Below are 17828 nucleotides of genomic sequence, written 5' to 3'. Positions count from 1 at the left end.
GGCTCAGCGGAAAACTCGTGGCAGCTCACCCGGGGCGGAGGTAGCGGGCCCGGTGGTGGGTCAGCAGCCCGAGGGAGTCGTAGAGGGCGCGAGCGGGGGCGTTGTCGGTCTCGACGTGCAGCCAGCAGGTGAGGGCGCCACGCTCGGCGCCCCACTCCAGCAACGCATCGACCACCTGCCCGGCCAGGCCCCGGCGGCGATGCTCGAGGTGGGTGTGGAGTGCGTGCAGGCCGAGCCAGTCCTCGTGTACGGCGGCACGCCCCTCGGCCCGTGGCGAGGGCTGTCCGGGCAGGACGGCGTGAGCGCGGTCGCCGGTCACCTCCACTCGCACGTCTGCGGCATCTCCACCACCGAGAGCACGCCGCGCTCGGCGCACCATCGAGAGCGAACCGAGCCGGAACTCCACCTCGCCGTGGTCGAGCGGCACCCAGCCGGAGGCCGTGAAGGCGGCCTCGAGGTCGCCGTCCGCCTCAACCTGCACGAGGACGTCGCGCCCCCGGCCCGTGTAGAAGTCGCGCACCGCTCGCTCGGCGTCGGAGAACGAGCACCCCGGGTCGCCGAGCGCCAGGCAGGAGTTGGCGCGCTTGAAGAGCCGTCCGACGGGTGCGGGGTCGCAGCGCAGCACCCAGTCACCCAGATCGACCCGGTCGACATCGGGGAACATGACGAACGAGTGCGCCTCGGCCTCGCGCACCGAGGTCCGCTGCCGCACCGAGGGGCGTGGCGGCACCGGCTTGCCCGACACGATGTCGTCGAGTGGGATCCGGACCGGGCCGTCGGCGCCCTCGGCGTCCGGTGCGTCGGGCTGCACCACGCAGATGCCGTCGGCCCAGGCCAGGCAGGTGCCGAGCAGGTCGGTCATCGCGGGTCCGCCGGACGGTCCGGTGAGCACCGAGCCGTCGTCCGAACGCAGCACCCTGCGCACCACGATCCGGCTACCGACGACGTGCGGGCCGAGGCTGCGGGCCTGCGCCCCGGGGCGCGGTGCCCCCGAACGATCAGACACCTGTCCAGAACGTAGGGGGGATCCCGCATCGCCAGGCACCCCGGGATACTAGGCTGAGGACCGCAACGCGCCCACTCGCTCGAAGGAGACCCCGGTGACCTACGTCATCTCCCAGCCCTGCGTGGACCTCAAGGACCGCGCCTGTGTCGACGAGTGCCCCGTCGACTGCATCTACGAGGGCAAGCGGATGCTCTACATCCACCCCGACGAGTGCGTCGACTGCGGAGCCTGCGAGCCCGTGTGCCCGGTCGAGGCCATCTACTACGAGGACGACGTGCCCGAGGAGTGGAAGGGCTACTACGACGCCAACGTGAAGTTCTTCGACGACCTCGGCTCGCCCGGCGGTGCCGCCAAGATGGGCGAGATCGACAAGGACCACGAGATGGTCGCGGCGCTGCCGCCGCAGGAGCACGACGAGTGACCCCCGCCGGGCGGGTGCGCCGGTGAGAGCCCAGCGCCCCTTCGCCCGCCTCCCGGGCCACTACTGGGCCCCGCTCGCGCCGCTGCGTGAGCGGGCCTCGGCCCACCCCGGCGGCCTGGTCGATCTCACCATCGGCTCGCCGGTCGATCCGGTGTCGCCGAGCGTGGCCGACGCCCTGGCCAGTGCCGACCAGCTCACCGGTTACCCCGCGACCGCCGGCACGCCGGAGCTCCGTGCGGCCTACCGGGCATGGGCGCGGCGGCGCGGACTCATCGACCTGGACGACGACCAGGTGTTGCCGACGATCGGCTCCAAGGAGGCCGTCGGGCTGCTGGGCAGCCTGCTCGGCCTCGGCCCGGGCGACGTCGTGGTGCAGCCCGAGCTGCACTATCCGACCTACGAGGTGAGCGCCCGCTACGTCGGCGCCGACCTCGTCACCACCGACCACCCCGAGCAGCTGCCCTCCCCGCCGCGGCTGGTGTGGGTCAACTCGCCGTCCAACCCCACCGGCCGCGTGCTCGAGCCACAGCGGCTGCGGGAGCTGGTCGGATGGGCGCGGGCGCACGATGTGCTGCTCGTCTCCGACGAGTGCTACCTCGAGCTGGGCTGGACGACGCCCCCGACGTCCGTGCTCGACCCCGTCGTGTGCGATGGGAGCGCCGACGGCCTGTTGGTGCTGCACTCGCTCTCCAAGCGCTCCAACCTCGCCGGGTACCGGGCCGGTTTCCTCGCCGGTGACGCCACGCTCGTGCGCGAGCTGCTCTCGGTGCGCCGCGACGTCGGGCTCATCGTGCCCGCACCGGTGCAGGCCGCGGCCCGCGCCGCCCTCGACGACGACGAGCACGTCGCCCTCCAGCGCGAGGTCTACGCGGCTCGCCGCACTCGGCTGCTGACCGCGTTCGAGGCAGCCGGGTTCACGGTCGAGCACTCCGAGGCGGGGCTCTACCTCTGGCTCACCCGTGGAGAGGGCTGCTGGGACTCCGCCGGCTGGCTCGCCGAGCGCGGGGTGCTGGTCGCTCCGGGCGAGATCTACGGCGAGGCCGGCCGCCGCCACGTGCGCGCCGCCCTGACCGTCCCGGACGCGCGGGTGGCCGAGGTCGCGACCCGCCTGCACCCGTAACCTTGCCCGCATGACCACCGTCACCGCCCCGGCGCCGGCCCTGGCCCGCACGCTGGCCTACGACGCGCAGGATCCTCACCCGCTGGTGGCCCGCGTCGCGCGTGAGCTGGGGTACGCCGACCGGGTCGGCACCGTCGTGGGTCTCTCCTCGGCCCGTGAGGTGCTACTCACCGCGGGCACCGCGCACGACGTCGACGGGCTGGTCCGTGTCGGCGACGTGCATCAGCCGCGCCGCCGACTGCTCCGGGCCCTCATGGACGCGCCCTCCGCGCTGAGCGTGGTGGCGGCGGTCACCGTGCCGTGGCCGTGGGTCTGGTGCACGCCGGAGGGCTTCGACGCCGGCCCGGTGCGGGTGCGCAAGACCGCCTACGGCGACCTCGCCGGCTACTTCACCGCCGAGGGCATCGACTGCGAGCTGGTCTCCGACTACCTCACCGCCACCGAGATGCTGGCCGGCCTGGGGGAGCGCTCGGTGGTCCTGGACGCCGACGAGGTGCCCGCCGGCCTCACCCGCACCCGCGGCGTCGGCGACCAGGCACACCCGTTGTCCTACGGACTCATCAGCCGGCTGCCGGCCGCCGAGCCGGACTACTGCTGGCTCGGCCTCCAGCCGGACGCCGACCGGCCGGGCTCGCTCAACGCCTCGCTGGCCCGGTTGGCCGCACGCGAGGTCGACCTCGACTTCCTCTTCTCCGACTCCGTGGCCGACCGCGCGCACCGGTTCTTCCTGGGGTTCCGCGCCGACGCCGACACCGCCGCGGCGGTCGTCGCCGACCTGCGCGCCGAGGGCTCCGAGGTGCGTGTGCTGGGATCCTTCACCCTGCCCGACGACGAGCCGGTCTGAGGGGAGCGGCCCCATGTCCTGCGTCGGCTACCTCGGCCCGGCCGGCACCTTCACGCACGCCGCCGCGCTGGAGCTGGCGGCTGCCGCCGAGCTGGTCCCGATGCCGCAGCAGTCCGCCGCGCTGGCCGCGCTGGCCGCCGGCGAGGTCGACGGCGTCGTGCTGCCGATCGACAACTCGGTCAACGGCGTCGTGCTGCCGACACTCGACGCCCTCCTGGCCACGCCCGGAGCCACCATCGTCGGTGACGTCACGGTGGCCGTGACCTTCGTGGCGCTGCGTCGACCGGGCGGTGTGCCGGCCGAGGTCGTGGTGAGCCATCCGCATGCGCTGGCCCAGTGCGCCGACTACGTGCGCGACCTGGGTCTGCCGGTGCGCACGTCGTCGTCCACCGCCGAGGCCTGCCGCGATCTCGCCCCGCACGAGATCGCTCTGGCGGCACCGATCTGCGCCGACCTCTACGACCTCGAGGTGCTCGCCACCGCCGTCGAGGACCACAGCGGCGCGGGCACCCAGTTCGTGCACGTCACCTCGGAGGACTCCGCAGCCGGGGCCGGTGAGGTGACGCTGCTGGCCGTGCTGCCCGAGCGCAACGAGCCCGGCGGGCTGATCCGCGTGCTCGAGCCGCTGCACGACCTGGGGGTCAACCTGGTCAACCTCGTGACCCGGCCGGTGCCGGCCAGCGGCGGGCGCTACCTGTTCCTGCTCTGGGCCGACGGTCTGGCGCCCGAACAGTTCGTCGACTACCGGGCGCGGCTCGCAGAGAGCGGGGTGCGCTGCTCGCACCTCGGGGGCATCTCCGGCCATGTCCGGCACGGAGGGGACGCCGGCAGCGGCGTCGTCCCGCGGCGCCTCGGGGCCGGCTCGTGAGCGAGTCGGCCCCGCGCGTGGCCGTCGTCGGGCTGGGCCTCATCGGTGGCTCGCTGGCGCTGGGTCTGCGTGCGGGCGGGGCCCAGGTGCATGGCTGGGATCCCGACGCCGACACCCGCGTCGCCGCCCGCGAGGTGCTGCCGGTGCCCGACGACCTGGTCGGCTGCCTCACCGGCGCCATGGCCGGGGTGGACCCACCCGACATCGTCGCGCTGGCCGCCCCGGTCGACGCGCTGCCCGCGGTGCTCGCCGAGGTCGCTCGCCGGGTTCCGCCGCACACGCCGGTCTTCGACGTCGCCAGCGTGAAGGCCGCACCGGTGGCAGCGGCCACGGCGGCCGGTCTCGCCGGCTTCGTGGGCGCGCACCCGATGGCGGGCACCGAGGAGTCCGGATTCACCGCGGCGTCGGCCGATCTGCTGCGCGGTGTCACGTGGGCGCTGACCCCCACCGAGGACACCGACCCCCTCGCGCTGCGTGGCGTGCTCGACCTCCTGGTCGAGCGCCTCGACGCCCGCGTGGCCGTGGTCGACCCCGCGTTGCACGACGAGGCCGTGGCCCAGGTCAGCCACCTGCCGCACGTCTTGGCCAACGCCCTGCTGGCCGGACTCGGCGGCACCCGGGCCCCGTACCTGGCGCGCAGCCTCGCGGCGGGATCCTTCCGCGACGGCACCCGCGTGGGGGGCCGCGACCAGGCCCGCTCGGGCAACATGCTGGCCCACAACGTCGAGGCTCTCCGCGCCCGCGTCCGCGACCTCCAGGCGCAGCTCGAGGTGCTGGTCACCGTGCTCGACGACCGGGCGGCGCTCGGCGACTGGCTCGCCGAGGCGGTCACGGGGCGCGACCTCCTCGACTCCTCGCCACCGGGCACCCGCACGCTGCCCCTCGACGCCCCGCTGCACACCCTCACCGCCCTCGGCGCCCAGGGATGGCTGGTCACCGGACGCACCGAGGTCGAGTGGACCCTCACCTCCGGCGAACCCAACCGCGCCTACACCCGCTGACCGCGAGGGGTCGGAAATCGTCCCTCGAGGGGTCGTAAATCGTTCCCCGAGGGGTCGGAAATCGTCCCCCCGGCGGGGGTCGCTCAGGCGAAGACGTCGATGTGCACGTGGTCGCGATGCTCGAGCACGGCCCGGTCACCCGAGGAACCGGCCGGCACCGTGTAGTCGCGCCACCCCTCGGCCGAGCGGGTCGCCGTCCAGATCTTGCCGTCGAAGATCACGGTGGCGATGCGCAGCCGGTCGGCCTGTGCCACGAAGTACGACGCGATGGCCCATCCGCGGGTCTTGTTGGCCGGGCTGATCGGCCGCACGAACGCGTCGACCGCCCGGCCCTCGTAGTGCGCCGAGCCGGGCATGTGGCCGCTCGTCACGCCACCGGGAGCGAAACCGCCGAGCGGGACGTCGCCGAAGACGGCGAGGAGTTCGGTGCGCACCTTCTCGGCCCGCTTCGTCAGACCGTTCTGGTCCAGCGCGGCGTTGGTCTGTTCGACCCGGGCGTCGACCTCGCAGCTGAAGGCCGCGGGGGAGTTGCCGGTGAGGGCGGAGGCCAGGACGCGCGCGTCGTCCTCGTGATCGGCGTAGGCGTCCGGGAAGCCCGATCGCTGTACCTCCTGGGCCGCCTCGGTGATCGGCAGGTCACGGTAGTCGGCGATCTTCACCAGGGCGTCGTAGAAGGCGTTGGTGGCGTAGACGGGATCCTGCACCTGCGCCCGGGTACCCCACCCCTGCGACGGCCGCTGCTGGAAGAGGCCGACGGAGTCGCGGTCGCCGGAGGTGAGGTTGCGCAGCTTCGACTCCTGGTACGCGGTGGCCAGTGCGATGGACGCCGCCCGCGCCGGCAGGCCGCGACGCACGGAGACCGCCGTGATCAGTGCGGCGTTCTCGGCCTGCTCGAGGTCGAGGTCGACCTCGCGCCCGTCGACGGTGGCCGTGCAGCCTTCGGAGGCGAGACCGAGCACCGGCCCCAACCGGTGCACCACCTGCCAGCCGACCACACTCACGAGCCCCACCGCCACGAGGGCGAGGGAGAGCGTGATGGCGACCTTGCGCACGGGCGGAGACCGGGAGCGGTGTCAGTTCTTGTGCAACGCCTCGTTGAGAGCGATGCCGCCGCTCTTCCACGGCACCGCCTCGATGGCGCCGCTGACGCTGTTGCGTCGGAAGAGCACGTTCGAGGCGCCGGAGAGCTCGGCCGCCTTGACCACGGAGCCGTCGTCCGCGCCGGTCATGCCCGTGACCGTGACCTTGGTGCCGGCGGTGACGTAGCACCCCGCCTCGACAACGCACTCGTCACCGAGCGAGATGCCGACGCCGGCGTTGGCCCCGAGCAGGCACCGCTCGCCGATCGAGATGACCTGGGTGCCGCCGCCCGAGAGGGTGCCCATGATGGAGGCGCCCCCGCCCACGTCGGAGCCGTCGCCGACCACGACGCCGGCGGAGATCCGCCCCTCGACCATCGAGGCGCCCAGCGTGCCGGCGTTGAAGTTCACGAACCCCTCGTGCATGACGGTCGTGCCCTCGGCGAGATGGGCACCGAGCCGCACCCGGTCGGCGTCGGCGATGCGTACGCCGGACGGCACGACGTAGTCGACCATGCGGGGGAACTTGTCGATCCCGTACACCGACACGTGCTGGCCGTGCGCCCTCATGCGGGCCCGGGCGAGCTCGAAACCGGTGACCGCGCAGGGGCCGTGGCTGGTCCACACGACATTGGTGAGCAGGCCGAACTGGCCCTCCAGGCTGAGCCCGTGCGGGGCGACGAGCCGGTGTGAGAGCAGGTGCAGCCGCAGCCAGACGTCGGCGGTGCTCGCCGGCGGGGCGGAGAGGTCGTCGATCTCGACCAGCACCACGTCGCGGCGCACCCCGCGCGCGTGGTCGCTGCCGACCAGGTCGGCCAGCACCGCGGGCACGCCACCGCCGTCAGGACGCCGGCCGAGGCGCGGCTCGGGGAACCAGACGTCGAGGGTGGTCGGCTCGTGGCCGGTGGTCACGGTCGCCAGGCCCCAAGCCCAGGCCGCACCGCTGTCGAGAGGGGCGCTGTCGGTCACGTAGAGGGAGTGTAGGCGGGGGTTCCGCCCGCCGGCGGAGCGGTCGGTGCGGGGTCAGTCCCGTCTCCGAGGGGATGGAGCGGTTTCAGGGTCGCCTTACCATGGGTAGAAGGGTCCGGGGGGCTGGGCCGGCGTGCTCGGTTCCACGAGACCGAGAGCTCGGGGGGAAACATGAGCGCATCGTCCGACGTCCACCAGCCGCGTCCAGAACATCGGCGGGGCCACCTCACGGGGGCGACCCCTCTGCGGGGGCGGAACCGGGTGCTCGCGCGCGTCGAGGTCGCCGTCCGGCAGAACAGCTCGGCGCTCGTGTGGGGGGCCGCCGGCAGCGGCGTGAGCGCTTTGCTGACGGAAGCGGCTCGCCGCGCGGAGGCGGTCGGCGTCACCGTGATCCGCGCCGACGTGCAGCCCTGGGGTGCCGACCAGGTGCTCTGCGCCGGCGGTTTCCCCGAGGCAGCTGATCTGGCGGCGCGCACGCTCGTGGTCATCGATGACGCCGACACGGTGCCGCTGGCTCAGGTCGAAGCGGTGCTCGACCGTGCCCGGGCGGTGCGCATCCCGGTGCTGATCGGGTCACACTCACGGCTCCCGGACGTCGAGTCGCGGCGCGGCTGCACGGCCGTGGCACTGGAGCAGCTGACGGTGGCCGACGTGGCCGACGTGCTCTTCGACCTCGGGGAACCTGCCGACCCCGGCCTGGCGCTGTCGTTCCACGTCGCCAGCAGCGGCAACCCGTCGGCGCTGCGCATGCTCCTGGAGCACCCCACGCTGCGCGAGCTGGTCACCGAGGCCCCGTCCGACGATGCCGAGGCCGTGGCGCAACTCGAGCTGGCGCTGCCCATCTGGGTGGCGACCAGCCTGCTGCGTCTCGACGAGCCAGCCCGGATGGCGGTGGCCATCGCCGCGGTGGCCGGCCCTCTCGTGCCCGCCGACCTGTTGTTGCTCGCTGCTGGAGCCGAGGGCCTGGCCTCCGCCGAGGCGCACGGGCTGCTCCAGAGCTCGCCCGCGGGGGAGTACCGGTTCCGCCACGCCGCGGTGCGCCATCGGCTCGTGACGGAGTCGTCCGCGGAGCGCCTGGCCGAGGCGCGGTGGCGCCTGGGGGTCGCGGCCCAGCGATGCGACGTGCACAGCGCGCCGCTGCAGGTGCTCCCCGCCTGACTGCTGGAGCCTGAGCGAAGGCACGTGCTACTGCCCGATCGCGCCGTCCACGCACTCTCGCAGCAGGTCGATGTGTCCGGCGTGCCGCGCGTACTCCTCGATGAGGTGCACCACGATGTCACGCACCTCGGTCGGCTCGCCGTGCACGTGGACGACGTGGTCGAGGGAGACGGTGGCGAGGTGCTCGCGGGCGGCGGCCACCTCGCGACGCCACGACGCCCAGGCCTCGACCACGACGGCGTCGTCGTCGACGGCGCCGTCGAAGTCGGCGTCGCGCACCTCGTCGCAGCCGTAGAGCTTCGGCTCAGGCCGACCCTGGATCATCACGACGTTCCACACGTGCTCGACCTTGGCCAGGTGCCGCAGCAGGCCCAGCAGCGACAGCGTCGAGGGCGGCACGGAGCGCCGGGCGAGCTGCTCGGCGTCCAGCCCGGCGAGCTTGAGCTCGACCGTGCTGCGGTAGTGCTCCAGGTAGGAGTCCAGGCAGGCCCGCTCGCCGCGGGTCGGTGCGGTGGGCTGCAGGCGCGGGTCGCTGGCGGGATCCCCGAAGGTCTCGGCAGGCATGGCCCCACCCAAGCACGCGGAGGAGCCGGGCGTCGCGCGCGAATTCACCGGCCGTCCGGTGAAATAGCCCCTGGGACGGCGGAATTTCACCGTCCCAGGGGAAAGGTCACCGGCCGTCCGGTGAATTTGCCACCCGCCCCCAGCAACTGATTCGCCCGCGCCGCGGCCGCGCCGTAGGCTGGCGGCACAGGCGCTCGAGCCGTCATCAGCGGTGAGCCTCCGGAAGAACGCCCGGGCCGCACCCAGCGGCACGGGTCAGTAGAACCGGACGGGTAGGCCCGTCACAGCCGTGAACGAAGGGGCGGCACCCTCGCGGTGTCGCAAGCGAGGTGGTACCGCGGCGTCCGTCGTCCTCGTGGCAGCAAGCAGCACCGCAGCCCACGAGTCCGATGCACGAGCCAGGAGAGCCCCCGATGACCTATCCCCAGGTCTCCACCGCCGGTCACGACCAGGTGCCCGCCGCGCCGCGCTTCCCCGAGATCGAGGAGCGGGTGCTGGCCTACTGGGCCGCCGACGGCACCTTCCAGGCCAGCATCGAGGCGCGCGACCCGGGTGAGCGCGGAGAGAACGAGTTCGTGTTCTACGACGGCCCGCCGTTCGCCAACGGCCTGCCGCACTACGGCCACCTGCTCACCGGCTACGTCAAGGATCTCGTGCCGCGCTACCAGACCATGCGCGGCAAGCGCGTCGAGCGCCGCTTCGGCTGGGACACCCACGGCCTGCCCGCCGAGCTCGAGGCGATGCGCCTGAACGGCATCAAGACCACCGACGAGATCCTCGAGCTGGGCATCGAGAACTTCAACGCCGCCTGCCGTGAGTCGGTGCTGAAGTACACCGGCGAGTGGCGCGACTACGTGACCCGCCAGGCCCGCTGGGTCGACTTCGACCACGACTACCGCACCCTCAACCCCGAGTACATGGAGTCGGTCATCTGGGCGTTCAAGCGCCTCTACGACCAGGGCTGGATCTACGAGGGCTTCCGCGTGCTGCCCTACTGCTGGCGCGACGAGACTCCGCTGTCGAACCACGAGCTGCGCATGGACGATGACGTCTACCAGAACCGGCAGGATCCCGCCGTCACGGTGGGTCTGCGTCTGACCAGCGGCCCGGCCGAGGGTGCCCTCGCCCTGGTGTGGACGACGACCCCGTGGACCCTGCCCTCCAATCTCGCCATCATGGTCGGCTCCGACATCGACTACGTGCTCGTCGAGGCGCCCGTCCCCGGCACCGAGCGGACGGCGCGCTACCTCATCGCCGAAGCGCGCCTGGCCGCCTACGCCCGCGAGCTGGGTGAGTCGCCCGAGGTGCTCGCCCGGTTCCAGGGCGCCGAGCTGGTCGACTCCGCCTACACCCCGCCGTTCTCCTACTACGAGGGGCGCCCGCGCGCCTTCCGCGTGGTCGCGGCCGACGACGCCGTCACCACCACCGACGGTGTCGGTCTCGTGCACACCGCCGGCGCCTTCGGTGAGGTCGACAAGGAGGTCACCGACCGCGAGGGCATCGAGCCGGTCATGCCGGTCGGCAAGGACGGCCGGTTCACCGCCCCCGTAGACGACTACGCCGGCATGCAGGTGTTCGACGCCAACCTCCACGTCATCGACCACCTCAAGAACCAGACCCGTGGCGAGGGCGAGACCGGCGCGGTCACGCCCGGCACGGTGCTGCTGCGCCGCGAGACCTACGACCACTCCTACCCGCACTGCTGGCGCTGCCGCGAGCCGCTGATCTACAAGGGCGTCTCGTCGTGGTTCGTCGAGGTCACGGCGTTCAAGGACCGGATGCTCAAGCTCAACCAGCAGATCAACTGGGTGCCCGAGCACATCAAGGACGGCCAGTTCGGCAAGTGGCTCGCGAATGCCCGCGACTGGTCGATCACCCGCAACCGGTTCTGGGGCTCTCCGGTGCCGGTGTGGGTCTCCGACGACCCCGCCTACCCGCGCACCGACGTCTACGGCTCCTTCGCCGAGCTCGAGCGCGACTTCGGCGACCTGCCGCGCGACCGGGAGGGCAACCCCGACCTGCACCGCCCGTTCGTCGACGAGCTCACCCGGCCCAACCCCGACGACCCCCGCCCCGACGGCGAGCGCTCGACCATGCGCCGGGTGCCCGACGTCCTCGACGTGTGGTTCGACTCGGGCTCGATGAGCTACGCGCAGGTGCACTACCCGTTCGAGAACGCCGACTGGTTCGACGGCACCACCGACAGCGAGCCGCACTTCCCGGCCGACTTCATCGTCGAGTACATCGGCCAGACCCGCGGCTGGTTCTACACGCTGCACATCCTGGCCAGCGGGCTCTTCGACAAGCCGGCGTTCGAGAACTGCATCAGCCACGGCATCGTGCTGGGCAGCGACGGCAACAAGATGAGCAAGTCGCTGCGCAACTACCCCGACGTCAACGAGGTCTTCGACCGCGACGGCGCCGACGCGATGCGTTGGTTCCTCATGGCGAGCCCGATCCTGCGCGGCGGCAACCTGGTGGTCACCGAGCAGGGCATCCGCGACTCCGTGCGCCAGGTGATGATCCCGCTCTGGAACAGCTGGTACTTCCTCTCCCTCTACGCCAACGCCGCCGACGGGGGCGCCGGCCACGAGGGGCGCGTGCGCACCGACAGCACGCACCCGCTCGACCGCTACGTGCTCGCCAAGACCCACGAGTACGTCGAGGCCAGCACCCGGGTGCTCGACGCCTACGCCGTGGCCGACGCGTGCGAGCTGACCCGCGGGTTCCTCGACGTGCTCACCAACTGGTACATCCGCCGCAGCCGCGACCGCTTCTTCGCCGAGGACGCCGACGCCTTCGACACCCTGCACACCGTGCTCGAGACGGTCTGCCGCGTCACCGCCCCGCTGCTGCCGCTGGTCAGCGAGGAGGTCTGGCGCGGCCTGACCGGTGGCCGCTCGGTGCACCTGGCCGACTGGCCTGCCCCCGACGACCTGCCGGCCGACGCCGACCTGGTCGCCGCCATGGACGTCGTCCGCGAGGTCTGCTCGGCCGCCTCGGCGCTGCGCAAGGCGCGGTCGCTGCGCAACCGGCTGCCGCTGGCCACCCTCACCGTCGTGGTGGAGGATCCGGCCGCGTTGGCCGACTTCAGCGGCATCGTCGCCGACGAGGTCAACGTCAAGGCGGTCCGGCTGCTCGCGGCCGACGCGCCGGAGGCCGCGGAGTACGGGGTGGAGCAGCGGCTCACCGTCCACGCCCGCGCCGCCGGGCCGCGCCTGGGCAAGCAGGTGCAGCAGGTCATCCGCGGCTCGAAGGCCGGCGACTGGTCGGTGGCCGACGACGGCACGGTCACCGCCGGGGGCGTTGCGCTCGTCGAGGGCGAGTTCACCCTCGAGACGGTCGCCGGCGCGGCCGACGAGAGCACCGCGGTCGGCGTCCTGCCCGGCGGTGGGTTCGTCGTCCTCGACACCGCGCTCACCCCCGAGCTCGAGGCCGAGGGCCTGGCCCGCGACCTGGTGCGCACCGTGCAGCAGGCCCGCAAGGACGCCGGCCTCGACGTCTCCGACCGGATCCACCTCACCGTGGCCGGCCCGGCCGACGTGCTCGCCGCGCTCGCCGCGCACGAGGATCTCGTGGCTGCGGAGACCCTGGCGGTCTCGGTGCGGGTGCAGGAGGCGACCGAGCTGGCCGTGCGGGTGGAGAGGGTCTGATGGGCACCGCCCGCGTGGTCTGGAAGGATCTCTGCCTCGACGTGGTCGACCGCGAGGCGGGCGCGGCGTTCTGGGCTCCGACGCTGGGACTGACCCCCGAGGTCTCCGAGCGGAACGTCTCGCTCGACGGCGAGACGCCCAGGCACCGGGTGTGGCTCAACGTCGTCGACCGCCCGCACACGGTGAAGAACCGGCTGCACCTCGACCTCGACGGCTCGGTCGACGACCTGCTCGCCCGGGGCGCGAGCGTGCTCTCGCCGGCGTCGGAGAACGGCGGTCGCTGGACCGTCATGGCCGACCCCGAGGGCAACGAGTTCTGCGCCTTCGCGCGCGACGAGCCGCGGCGACCGGGCAGCGACTACCGCCTGCACGGGGTCGTCGTCGACTGCGCCGACACCTCCCTGGTAGCCCACTGGTGGGGGATGCGGTTCGGCGTCGAGCCCGTTTACTACGAGGAGTACGAGGGCTGGACGCTCGAGGGCGTCGCCGTCGACGAGGAGTTCACCCTCGACTTCGGACCCGTCCCCGAGCCTCGCACCGTGCCCAACCGGGTGCACTGGGACGTCTACGGCGACGTCGAGGAACTGCTCGGTGTCGGTGCGACGTATCTCTGGGAAGGGGAGGCCTGGCACACGCTGGCCGACCCGGAAGGCAACGAGTTCTGCGTGTTCGGTTGAGGTCCACCGGTTCGAGCGGTCGTTCCCGGCGGTTCCCGGGCATGAGTCACACTGGCACGAGGCCGGCACGGGTACCGGCACCTGACTCGGGAGAACTCCGTTGTACTCGCTGCTCTACTCCAGCACCGCCACCGGCCAGCTCGGCCGCGACGACCTGCGAGCGCTCCTCGACCTCGCCCGCGAGCGCAACGGCGCGGCCGGCATCACGGGGATGCTGCTCTTCCACGAGGGCCAGTTCATGCAGGTACTGGAGGGACCTCGTGAGCAGGTCGACGACACCTACTCCCGCATCTCCCGGGATCGACGGCACCGCAGCCTCTGGGTCGAGATGCAAGGCGAGGTCGAGCGTCGCGGCTTCCCGGACTGGACGATGGGCTACAGCGACCTCTCCGAGGAGACCCAGGAGCAGCGCGAGGGGTTCACCAGGTTCTTCGCCGACGTGCACGCCGGCAAGCCGGTCGACGTCCCGACTCCGGCCCACGTGCTGCTGCGCGCGTTCAGCCGGCCACCGACGTTCCGCCGTCCATTCCGCTGACGTCTCCAGCGACGACTTCTGACCCCTCGAGCCACGATAGGCGACCCCTCGCGGATCAGATCAGGCCGAGGCGAGAGGCCATCCGGTCGAGGGAGGCGAGGGTCTCGTCGGGGGACTTGTCGGGGACGCCCCAGATGAACTCGGTGGCGCCGGCCTCGGCCCAGGCCATGAGGTCGTTCGGGTCGGGCTTGAAGGCGATGAGGATGCGGATGTCGGGCGCGCCTTCGCGGCCGGCCTCCGCCCAGGCCTTGGTGAGGTTCTCGATCTGGTCGCCGATGTCGCGCTGGGTCGGCGTGGTCATCCAGCCGTCGGCGTGGGCAGCGATCCACTCGAAGGTCTTCGGGCCGCCGCCTGCTCCGATCACGAGCGGGATGTGCGCGGCCGGCTTGGGGTAGGCCCACGACGGGCCGAACGACACGAACTCGCCGTCGTAGGAGGCCTCCTCCTGGGTCCACAGCGCGCGCATCGCCTCGACGTACTCGCGCAGCACGGTGCGGCGCTTGTTGGCGGGCACGTGGTGGTCGGCGAGCTCGTCGGTGTTCCAGCCGAAGCCGGCACCGATCTCGACGCGGCCGCCGGAGATGTGGTCGAGCGTGGCGATCTGCTTGGCCAGCGTGATCGGATCGGACTCCACCGGCAAGGACACCGCCGTCGACAGCTTGATCCGCTCGGTCACCGCCGCCACCGAGCCGAGGGTCACCCAGGGGTCGAGGGTGCGCAAGTAGCGATCGTCGGGCAGCGACTCGTCGCCGGTGCCGGGGTGGGCGGCCTCGCGCTTGATCGGGATGTGGGTGTGCTCGGGCACGTAGAAGCAGTCGAAGTTCCGCTCCTCCGCAGCCTTCGCCAGGGTGGCCGGCGCGATGCCGCGGTCGGAGGTGAAGAGCACGAGTCCGTTACGCATGGACGCCAATCTAGAACGTGTTCCACTTCGGAGGGAAGAGCCTCCTGGACACGTGTCCAGTTTCCGGGCGCCGCCACGCCGGCTGGTTGACTGGCCCCATGGCTCTGCGCGACACCGGTATCGGGACCAGCCTCGACCTCACTGCCGACGTCGTCGGTCTCGCCCGCGCCCTGGTCGACGTCCACTCGGTCAGTCACGGTGAGGAGGCGCTGGCGGATGCCGTCGAGCAGGCCCTGCGCGGCTGCGGACATCTCGAGGTCATCCGCCGCGGCAACACCGTCGTGGCCCGCACCGACCTCGGCCGCAGCGAGCGGGTGGTGCTCGCGGGGCATCTCGACACGGTGCCGGTCAACGGCAACTTCCCGGGCCGCTTCGACGAGGAGGCCGGCGTGCTGCACGGCCTGGGCAGCGTCGACATGAAGGGCGGCGACGCCGTCATCCTGCACCTGGCCGCCACGATGCCCGCACCGACGCGCGACGTGACCTACGTGCTCTACGACGCCGAGGAGGTCGCCGAGGAGCACAACGGCCTGCGCCACCTCGCGGCCAGCGACCCCGACCTGCTCGCGGCCGACTTCGCCGTGCTCATGGAGCCCAGCAACGCCGGTGTCGAGGCGGGCTGCCAGGGCACGCTGCGGGTGGAGGTTCGCACGGCCGGCGAGCGCGCGCACTCGGCCCGCAGCTGGCGAGGCAGCAACGCGATCCACGCGGCGTCGGAGATCCTGAACCGGCTCGCCGCCTACGAGCCCCGCAAGCCCGTCATCGATGGACTGGAGTACCACGAGGGTCTCAACGCCGTGCGCATCAGCGGGGGGGTGGCCGGCAACGTGGTGCCCGACGAGTGCGTGGTCGAGGTCAACCACCGCTTCGCCCCCGATCGCTCCACCGACGAGGCCGAGGCGTTCGTGCGCGACTTCTTCGCCGGCTACGACTGCACCCTCACCGACCTCGCCCCCGGCGCCCTGCCGGGTCTCGACCGGCCGGCGGCGAAGGAGTTCGTCGAGGCCACGGGCGGCCAGGTCGCGCCCAAGTTCGGCTGGACCGACGTGTCGCGCTTCAGTGCTCTCGGGGTCCCGGCCGTGAACTACGGGCCCGGTGACCCCTTGCTGGCCCACAAGGCCGACGAACGGGTCGATGTCGAGGAGATCCGCACCTGCGAGCGCGTGCTGCGTGCCTGGTTGAGCGCGTGAGCAGCGGTGCGTCGGGGCGCCCCGACCAGCAACCCGACCAGTACAAGGGCCCGGTGCGGCTCCGCGGTCGGTCGATCGACCCGAGCACCACCGACCAGCGACTGCTCGACTCCCGCGGTCCCGCCGACTGGGTGCACACCGACCCGTGGCGGGTCTTGAGGATCCAGGCCGAGTTCGTCGAGGGGTTCGGGCAGCTCAGCGAGCTCGGCGCGGCCGTCGGGGTGTTCGGCAGCGCCCGCACCAGGCCCGAGGATCCCGCCTATGCCCAGGGCGAGGAGCTCGGGCGCAAGCTCGTCGAGGCCGGCTTCGCCGTCGTCACCGGCGGCGGGCCGGGAGCCATGGAGGCGGCCAACAAGGGCGCGTGCGAGGCCGGCGGCACCAGTGTCGGACTCGGCATCGAGCTGCCCTTCGAGGCCGGTCTGAACGATTGGGTCGACATCGGCATCAACTTCCGCTACTTCTTCGTGCGCAAGACCATGTTCGTCAAGTACAGCCAGGGATTCGTCGTGCTGCCCGGCGGCCTCGGCACCCTCGACGAGCTGTTCGAGGCCCTCACCTTGGTGCAGACGCGCAAGGTGACCCGCTTCCCGATCGCCCTCCTGGGCGTCGACCACTGGGGCGGTCTGCTGGACTGGATGCGCGGCACGCTGCTCGGCCGAGGCACCATCAGCGCCGGCGACCTCGACATGATGACGCTCACCGACGATGTCGACGAGGCCGTGTCGCTCATGGTCGACGCCAGCCGGGAAGGATGATGTAGCCGTGATGTGGTTCCTCTCCGCTCTCGTGGTGCTGCTGCTCGGGGCCGTCGCCATGGTGGCTGCCGGCCACGGCGCGCCGTTGAGCCAGGAGCACGACGACGCGCCAGACGTCTTGCTGCCGGACGGCGAGCTCACCGCCACCGACCTGCGCGGCGTCCGCTTCCCGACGGCGGTGCGTGGCTACCGGATGGCGGAGGTCGACGCCCTGCTGGAACGGCTCGCGCGCGAGCGAGAGGCGGACCCCGCCGCCCGTCGCCAGAGCGCGGCAGAGGTCGACGAGGCGAAGCCGGACCCGACGCCCGTCGATGGCGCGGGCCCGGAGTCGTAGGGCACACTCCTCGCCGTGGCTCAGATCGTCGTCTACGTGCTCACCGCCCTCGCGGCGGTGGTCGTGGTGCTCACGCGACTGCGGCTCCGGGGCGCCGGCGCTGCCCAGCGGCTCGACGTCGGCCGGTTCTGGCCGCTACTGCACACGCTGATCGGAACGGCCGCCCTCGTGGTGTGGACCGTGTTCCTGGTGGCCCCGGACGACTCGGTCGCCGGCGGCCCCGCCGTCGGCATCTTCGGCCTGGGTCTGTTCTGGTTCACCACCGTCATCGGCCTGGTCGTCTTGATGCGGTGGTTGCCGTCCAAGGGGCGCCATGCCAGCCATGCCCAGGCCGACGCCTGGACGAGCGGACCATGGCTCTCCGTGCTCGGGCACCTCGGCATGGTGGTCGGCGTCGCCTACTTCACGTGGGCCTACTGGACAGCGACCGTCTGATCGCCGGCGTCGGCACCCATGTTCGAGGCGCTCGGTGGCGATCTGCTCCGATGGGGCGTTCACGGATCGGGCAGCCGTGGGGGATACTAGGAGTCCTCTCCCCGGGGCGGTCCCGGGCGAGTGCATGGAAGGGGTGCCGCATGGCGGCGATGAAGCCGCGGACGGGCGACGGTCCGCTGGAAGTCACCAAGGAGGGCCGCGGCATCGTCATGCGCGTCCCGCTCGAAGGCGGTGGCCGGCTCGTGGTCGAGCTCAACGCCGAGGAGGCGGGCGACCTGGGCGACGCTCTCAAGGCCGTCGTCGGCTGACCACCACTCG

At 72.2% G+C, this 17828-nt stretch carries 19 protein-coding genes; 14 read left to right on the top strand and 5 right to left on the bottom strand.

Annotated features, from left to right (window positions below; all coding sequences use genetic code 11):
* Positions 1–25 precede the first annotated feature (25 nt).
* Positions 26–1006: a GNAT family N-acetyltransferase gene (locus ISG29_RS21650; protein ID WP_194503653.1), complete on the bottom strand. Its 981-nt coding sequence runs from the start codon at positions 1004–1006 to the stop codon at positions 26–28.
* A 94-nt stretch (positions 1007–1100) separates the two neighbouring features.
* Here ISG29_RS21650 and fdxA point away from each other — a divergent pair, with 94 nt between their 5' ends.
* From fdxA to ISG29_RS11860, 5 genes are read left to right on the top strand one after another with little or no spacing between them, the layout of a single operon-like run.
* Entirely contained in the window at positions 1101–1427 is a 327-nt protein-coding gene (gene fdxA / locus ISG29_RS11880; protein ID WP_194503652.1) for a ferredoxin, read from the top strand.
* Positions 1428–1449: 22 nt separating this feature from the next.
* A complete protein-coding gene (gene dapC / locus ISG29_RS11875) occupies positions 1450–2547 on the top strand; it encodes a succinyldiaminopimelate transaminase (protein ID WP_194503651.1) in 1098 nt (365 codons plus the stop codon).
* A gap of 10 nt (positions 2548–2557) precedes the next feature.
* Positions 2558–3391: a hypothetical protein gene (locus ISG29_RS11870; RefSeq protein ID WP_194503650.1), complete on the top strand. Its 834-nt coding sequence runs from the start codon at positions 2558–2560 to the stop codon at positions 3389–3391.
* Positions 3392–3404: 13 nt separating this feature from the next.
* Positions 3405–4259 carry a prephenate dehydratase gene (locus ISG29_RS11865; RefSeq protein WP_194503649.1) on the top strand — a complete coding sequence of 285 codons (855 nt, stop codon included), beginning with the start codon at positions 3405–3407 and terminating at the stop codon, positions 4257–4259.
* Positions 4256–5260 carry a prephenate dehydrogenase gene (locus ISG29_RS11860; protein ID WP_194503648.1) on the top strand — a complete coding sequence of 335 codons (1005 nt, stop codon included), beginning with the start codon at positions 4256–4258 and terminating at the stop codon, positions 5258–5260. Before ISG29_RS11865 ends, ISG29_RS11860 begins: the two co-directional genes overlap by 4 nt.
* Positions 5261–5343: 83 nt before the next feature.
* On the opposite strand, the gene ISG29_RS11855 is transcribed toward ISG29_RS11860, so the two are convergent.
* Entirely contained in the window at positions 5344–6261 is a 918-nt protein-coding gene (locus tag ISG29_RS11855) for a hypothetical protein (RefSeq protein ID WP_328828988.1), read from the bottom strand.
* A gap of 72 nt (positions 6262–6333) precedes the next feature.
* Complete coding sequence (gene dapD, locus ISG29_RS11850; RefSeq protein WP_194503647.1) at positions 6334–7308, bottom strand: 2,3,4,5-tetrahydropyridine-2,6-dicarboxylate N-succinyltransferase; 975 nt, start codon at positions 7306–7308, stop codon at positions 6334–6336.
* Between the two features lie 171 nt (positions 7309–7479).
* Between dapD and ISG29_RS11845 the strand changes: the two genes are divergently transcribed.
* Positions 7480–8466, top strand: a complete 987-nt coding sequence (locus ISG29_RS11845; RefSeq protein ID WP_194503646.1) for a hypothetical protein — start codon at positions 7480–7482, stop codon at positions 8464–8466.
* Positions 8467–8493: 27 nt separating this feature from the next.
* Here the strand turns inward: ISG29_RS11845 and ISG29_RS11840 are convergent, their stop codons facing one another.
* Complete coding sequence (locus ISG29_RS11840; protein WP_194503645.1) at positions 8494–9030, bottom strand: DinB family protein; 537 nt, start codon at positions 9028–9030, stop codon at positions 8494–8496.
* Positions 9031–9443: 413 nt separating this feature from the next.
* Between ISG29_RS11840 and ileS the strand changes: the two genes are divergently transcribed.
* The 3 genes from ileS (at position 9444) to ISG29_RS11825 (ending at position 13895) form a co-directional block, all read left to right on the top strand.
* Positions 9444–12683: an isoleucine--tRNA ligase gene (ileS, locus tag ISG29_RS11835; protein ID WP_194503644.1), complete on the top strand. Its 3240-nt coding sequence runs from the start codon at positions 9444–9446 to the stop codon at positions 12681–12683.
* Complete coding sequence (locus ISG29_RS11830; protein ID WP_194503643.1) at positions 12683–13360, top strand: VOC family protein; 678 nt, start codon at positions 12683–12685, stop codon at positions 13358–13360. The genes ileS and ISG29_RS11830 overlap by 1 nt, the downstream gene beginning before the upstream one ends.
* Before the next feature lie 100 nt (positions 13361–13460).
* Positions 13461–13895, top strand: coding sequence for a BLUF domain-containing protein (locus ISG29_RS11825; protein ID WP_194503642.1), 435 nt, complete (start codon positions 13461–13463; stop codon positions 13893–13895).
* 55 nt (positions 13896–13950) lie between these two features.
* Here ISG29_RS11825 and ISG29_RS11820 read toward each other — a convergent pair whose 3' ends face one another.
* On the bottom strand, positions 13951–14796 hold the full coding sequence (locus ISG29_RS11820) for an LLM class F420-dependent oxidoreductase (protein WP_194503641.1): 846 nt from the start codon (positions 14794–14796) through the stop codon (positions 13951–13953).
* A 98-nt stretch (positions 14797–14894) separates the two neighbouring features.
* On the opposite strand from ISG29_RS11820, the gene dapE reads away from it, so the two are divergent.
* From dapE to ISG29_RS11795, 5 genes are all read left to right on the top strand, one after another.
* The gene (dapE, locus tag ISG29_RS11815; protein WP_194503640.1) at positions 14895–15986 is read left to right on the top strand and encodes a succinyl-diaminopimelate desuccinylase; all 1092 of its coding nucleotides are present in this window, start codon (positions 14895–14897) and stop codon (positions 15984–15986) included.
* Positions 15983–16741, top strand: a complete 759-nt coding sequence (locus tag ISG29_RS11810; protein ID WP_194503639.1) for an LOG family protein — start codon at positions 15983–15985, stop codon at positions 16739–16741. The genes dapE and ISG29_RS11810 overlap by 4 nt, the downstream gene beginning before the upstream one ends.
* A gap of 10 nt (positions 16742–16751) precedes the next feature.
* Entirely contained in the window at positions 16752–17075 is a 324-nt protein-coding gene (locus tag ISG29_RS11805) for a DivIVA domain-containing protein (protein ID WP_194503775.1), read from the top strand.
* A gap of 15 nt (positions 17076–17090) precedes the next feature.
* Complete coding sequence (locus tag ISG29_RS11800; protein WP_194503638.1) at positions 17091–17510, top strand: hypothetical protein; 420 nt, start codon at positions 17091–17093, stop codon at positions 17508–17510.
* 140 nt (positions 17511–17650) lie between these two features.
* Positions 17651–17818 (top strand): DUF3117 domain-containing protein, encoded by a 168-nt coding sequence (locus ISG29_RS11795; RefSeq protein WP_194503637.1) that lies wholly within the window; start codon positions 17651–17653, stop codon positions 17816–17818.
* Positions 17819–17828: the final 10 nt, after the last annotated feature.

The sequence above is a fragment of the Nocardioides acrostichi genome (genome assembly GCF_015319165.1).
GTDB classification, from domain to species: Bacteria; Actinomycetota; Actinomycetes; order Propionibacteriales; family Nocardioidaceae; genus Nocardioides; species Nocardioides acrostichi.
This window is presented reverse-complemented; position numbering and strand designations above follow the sequence as displayed.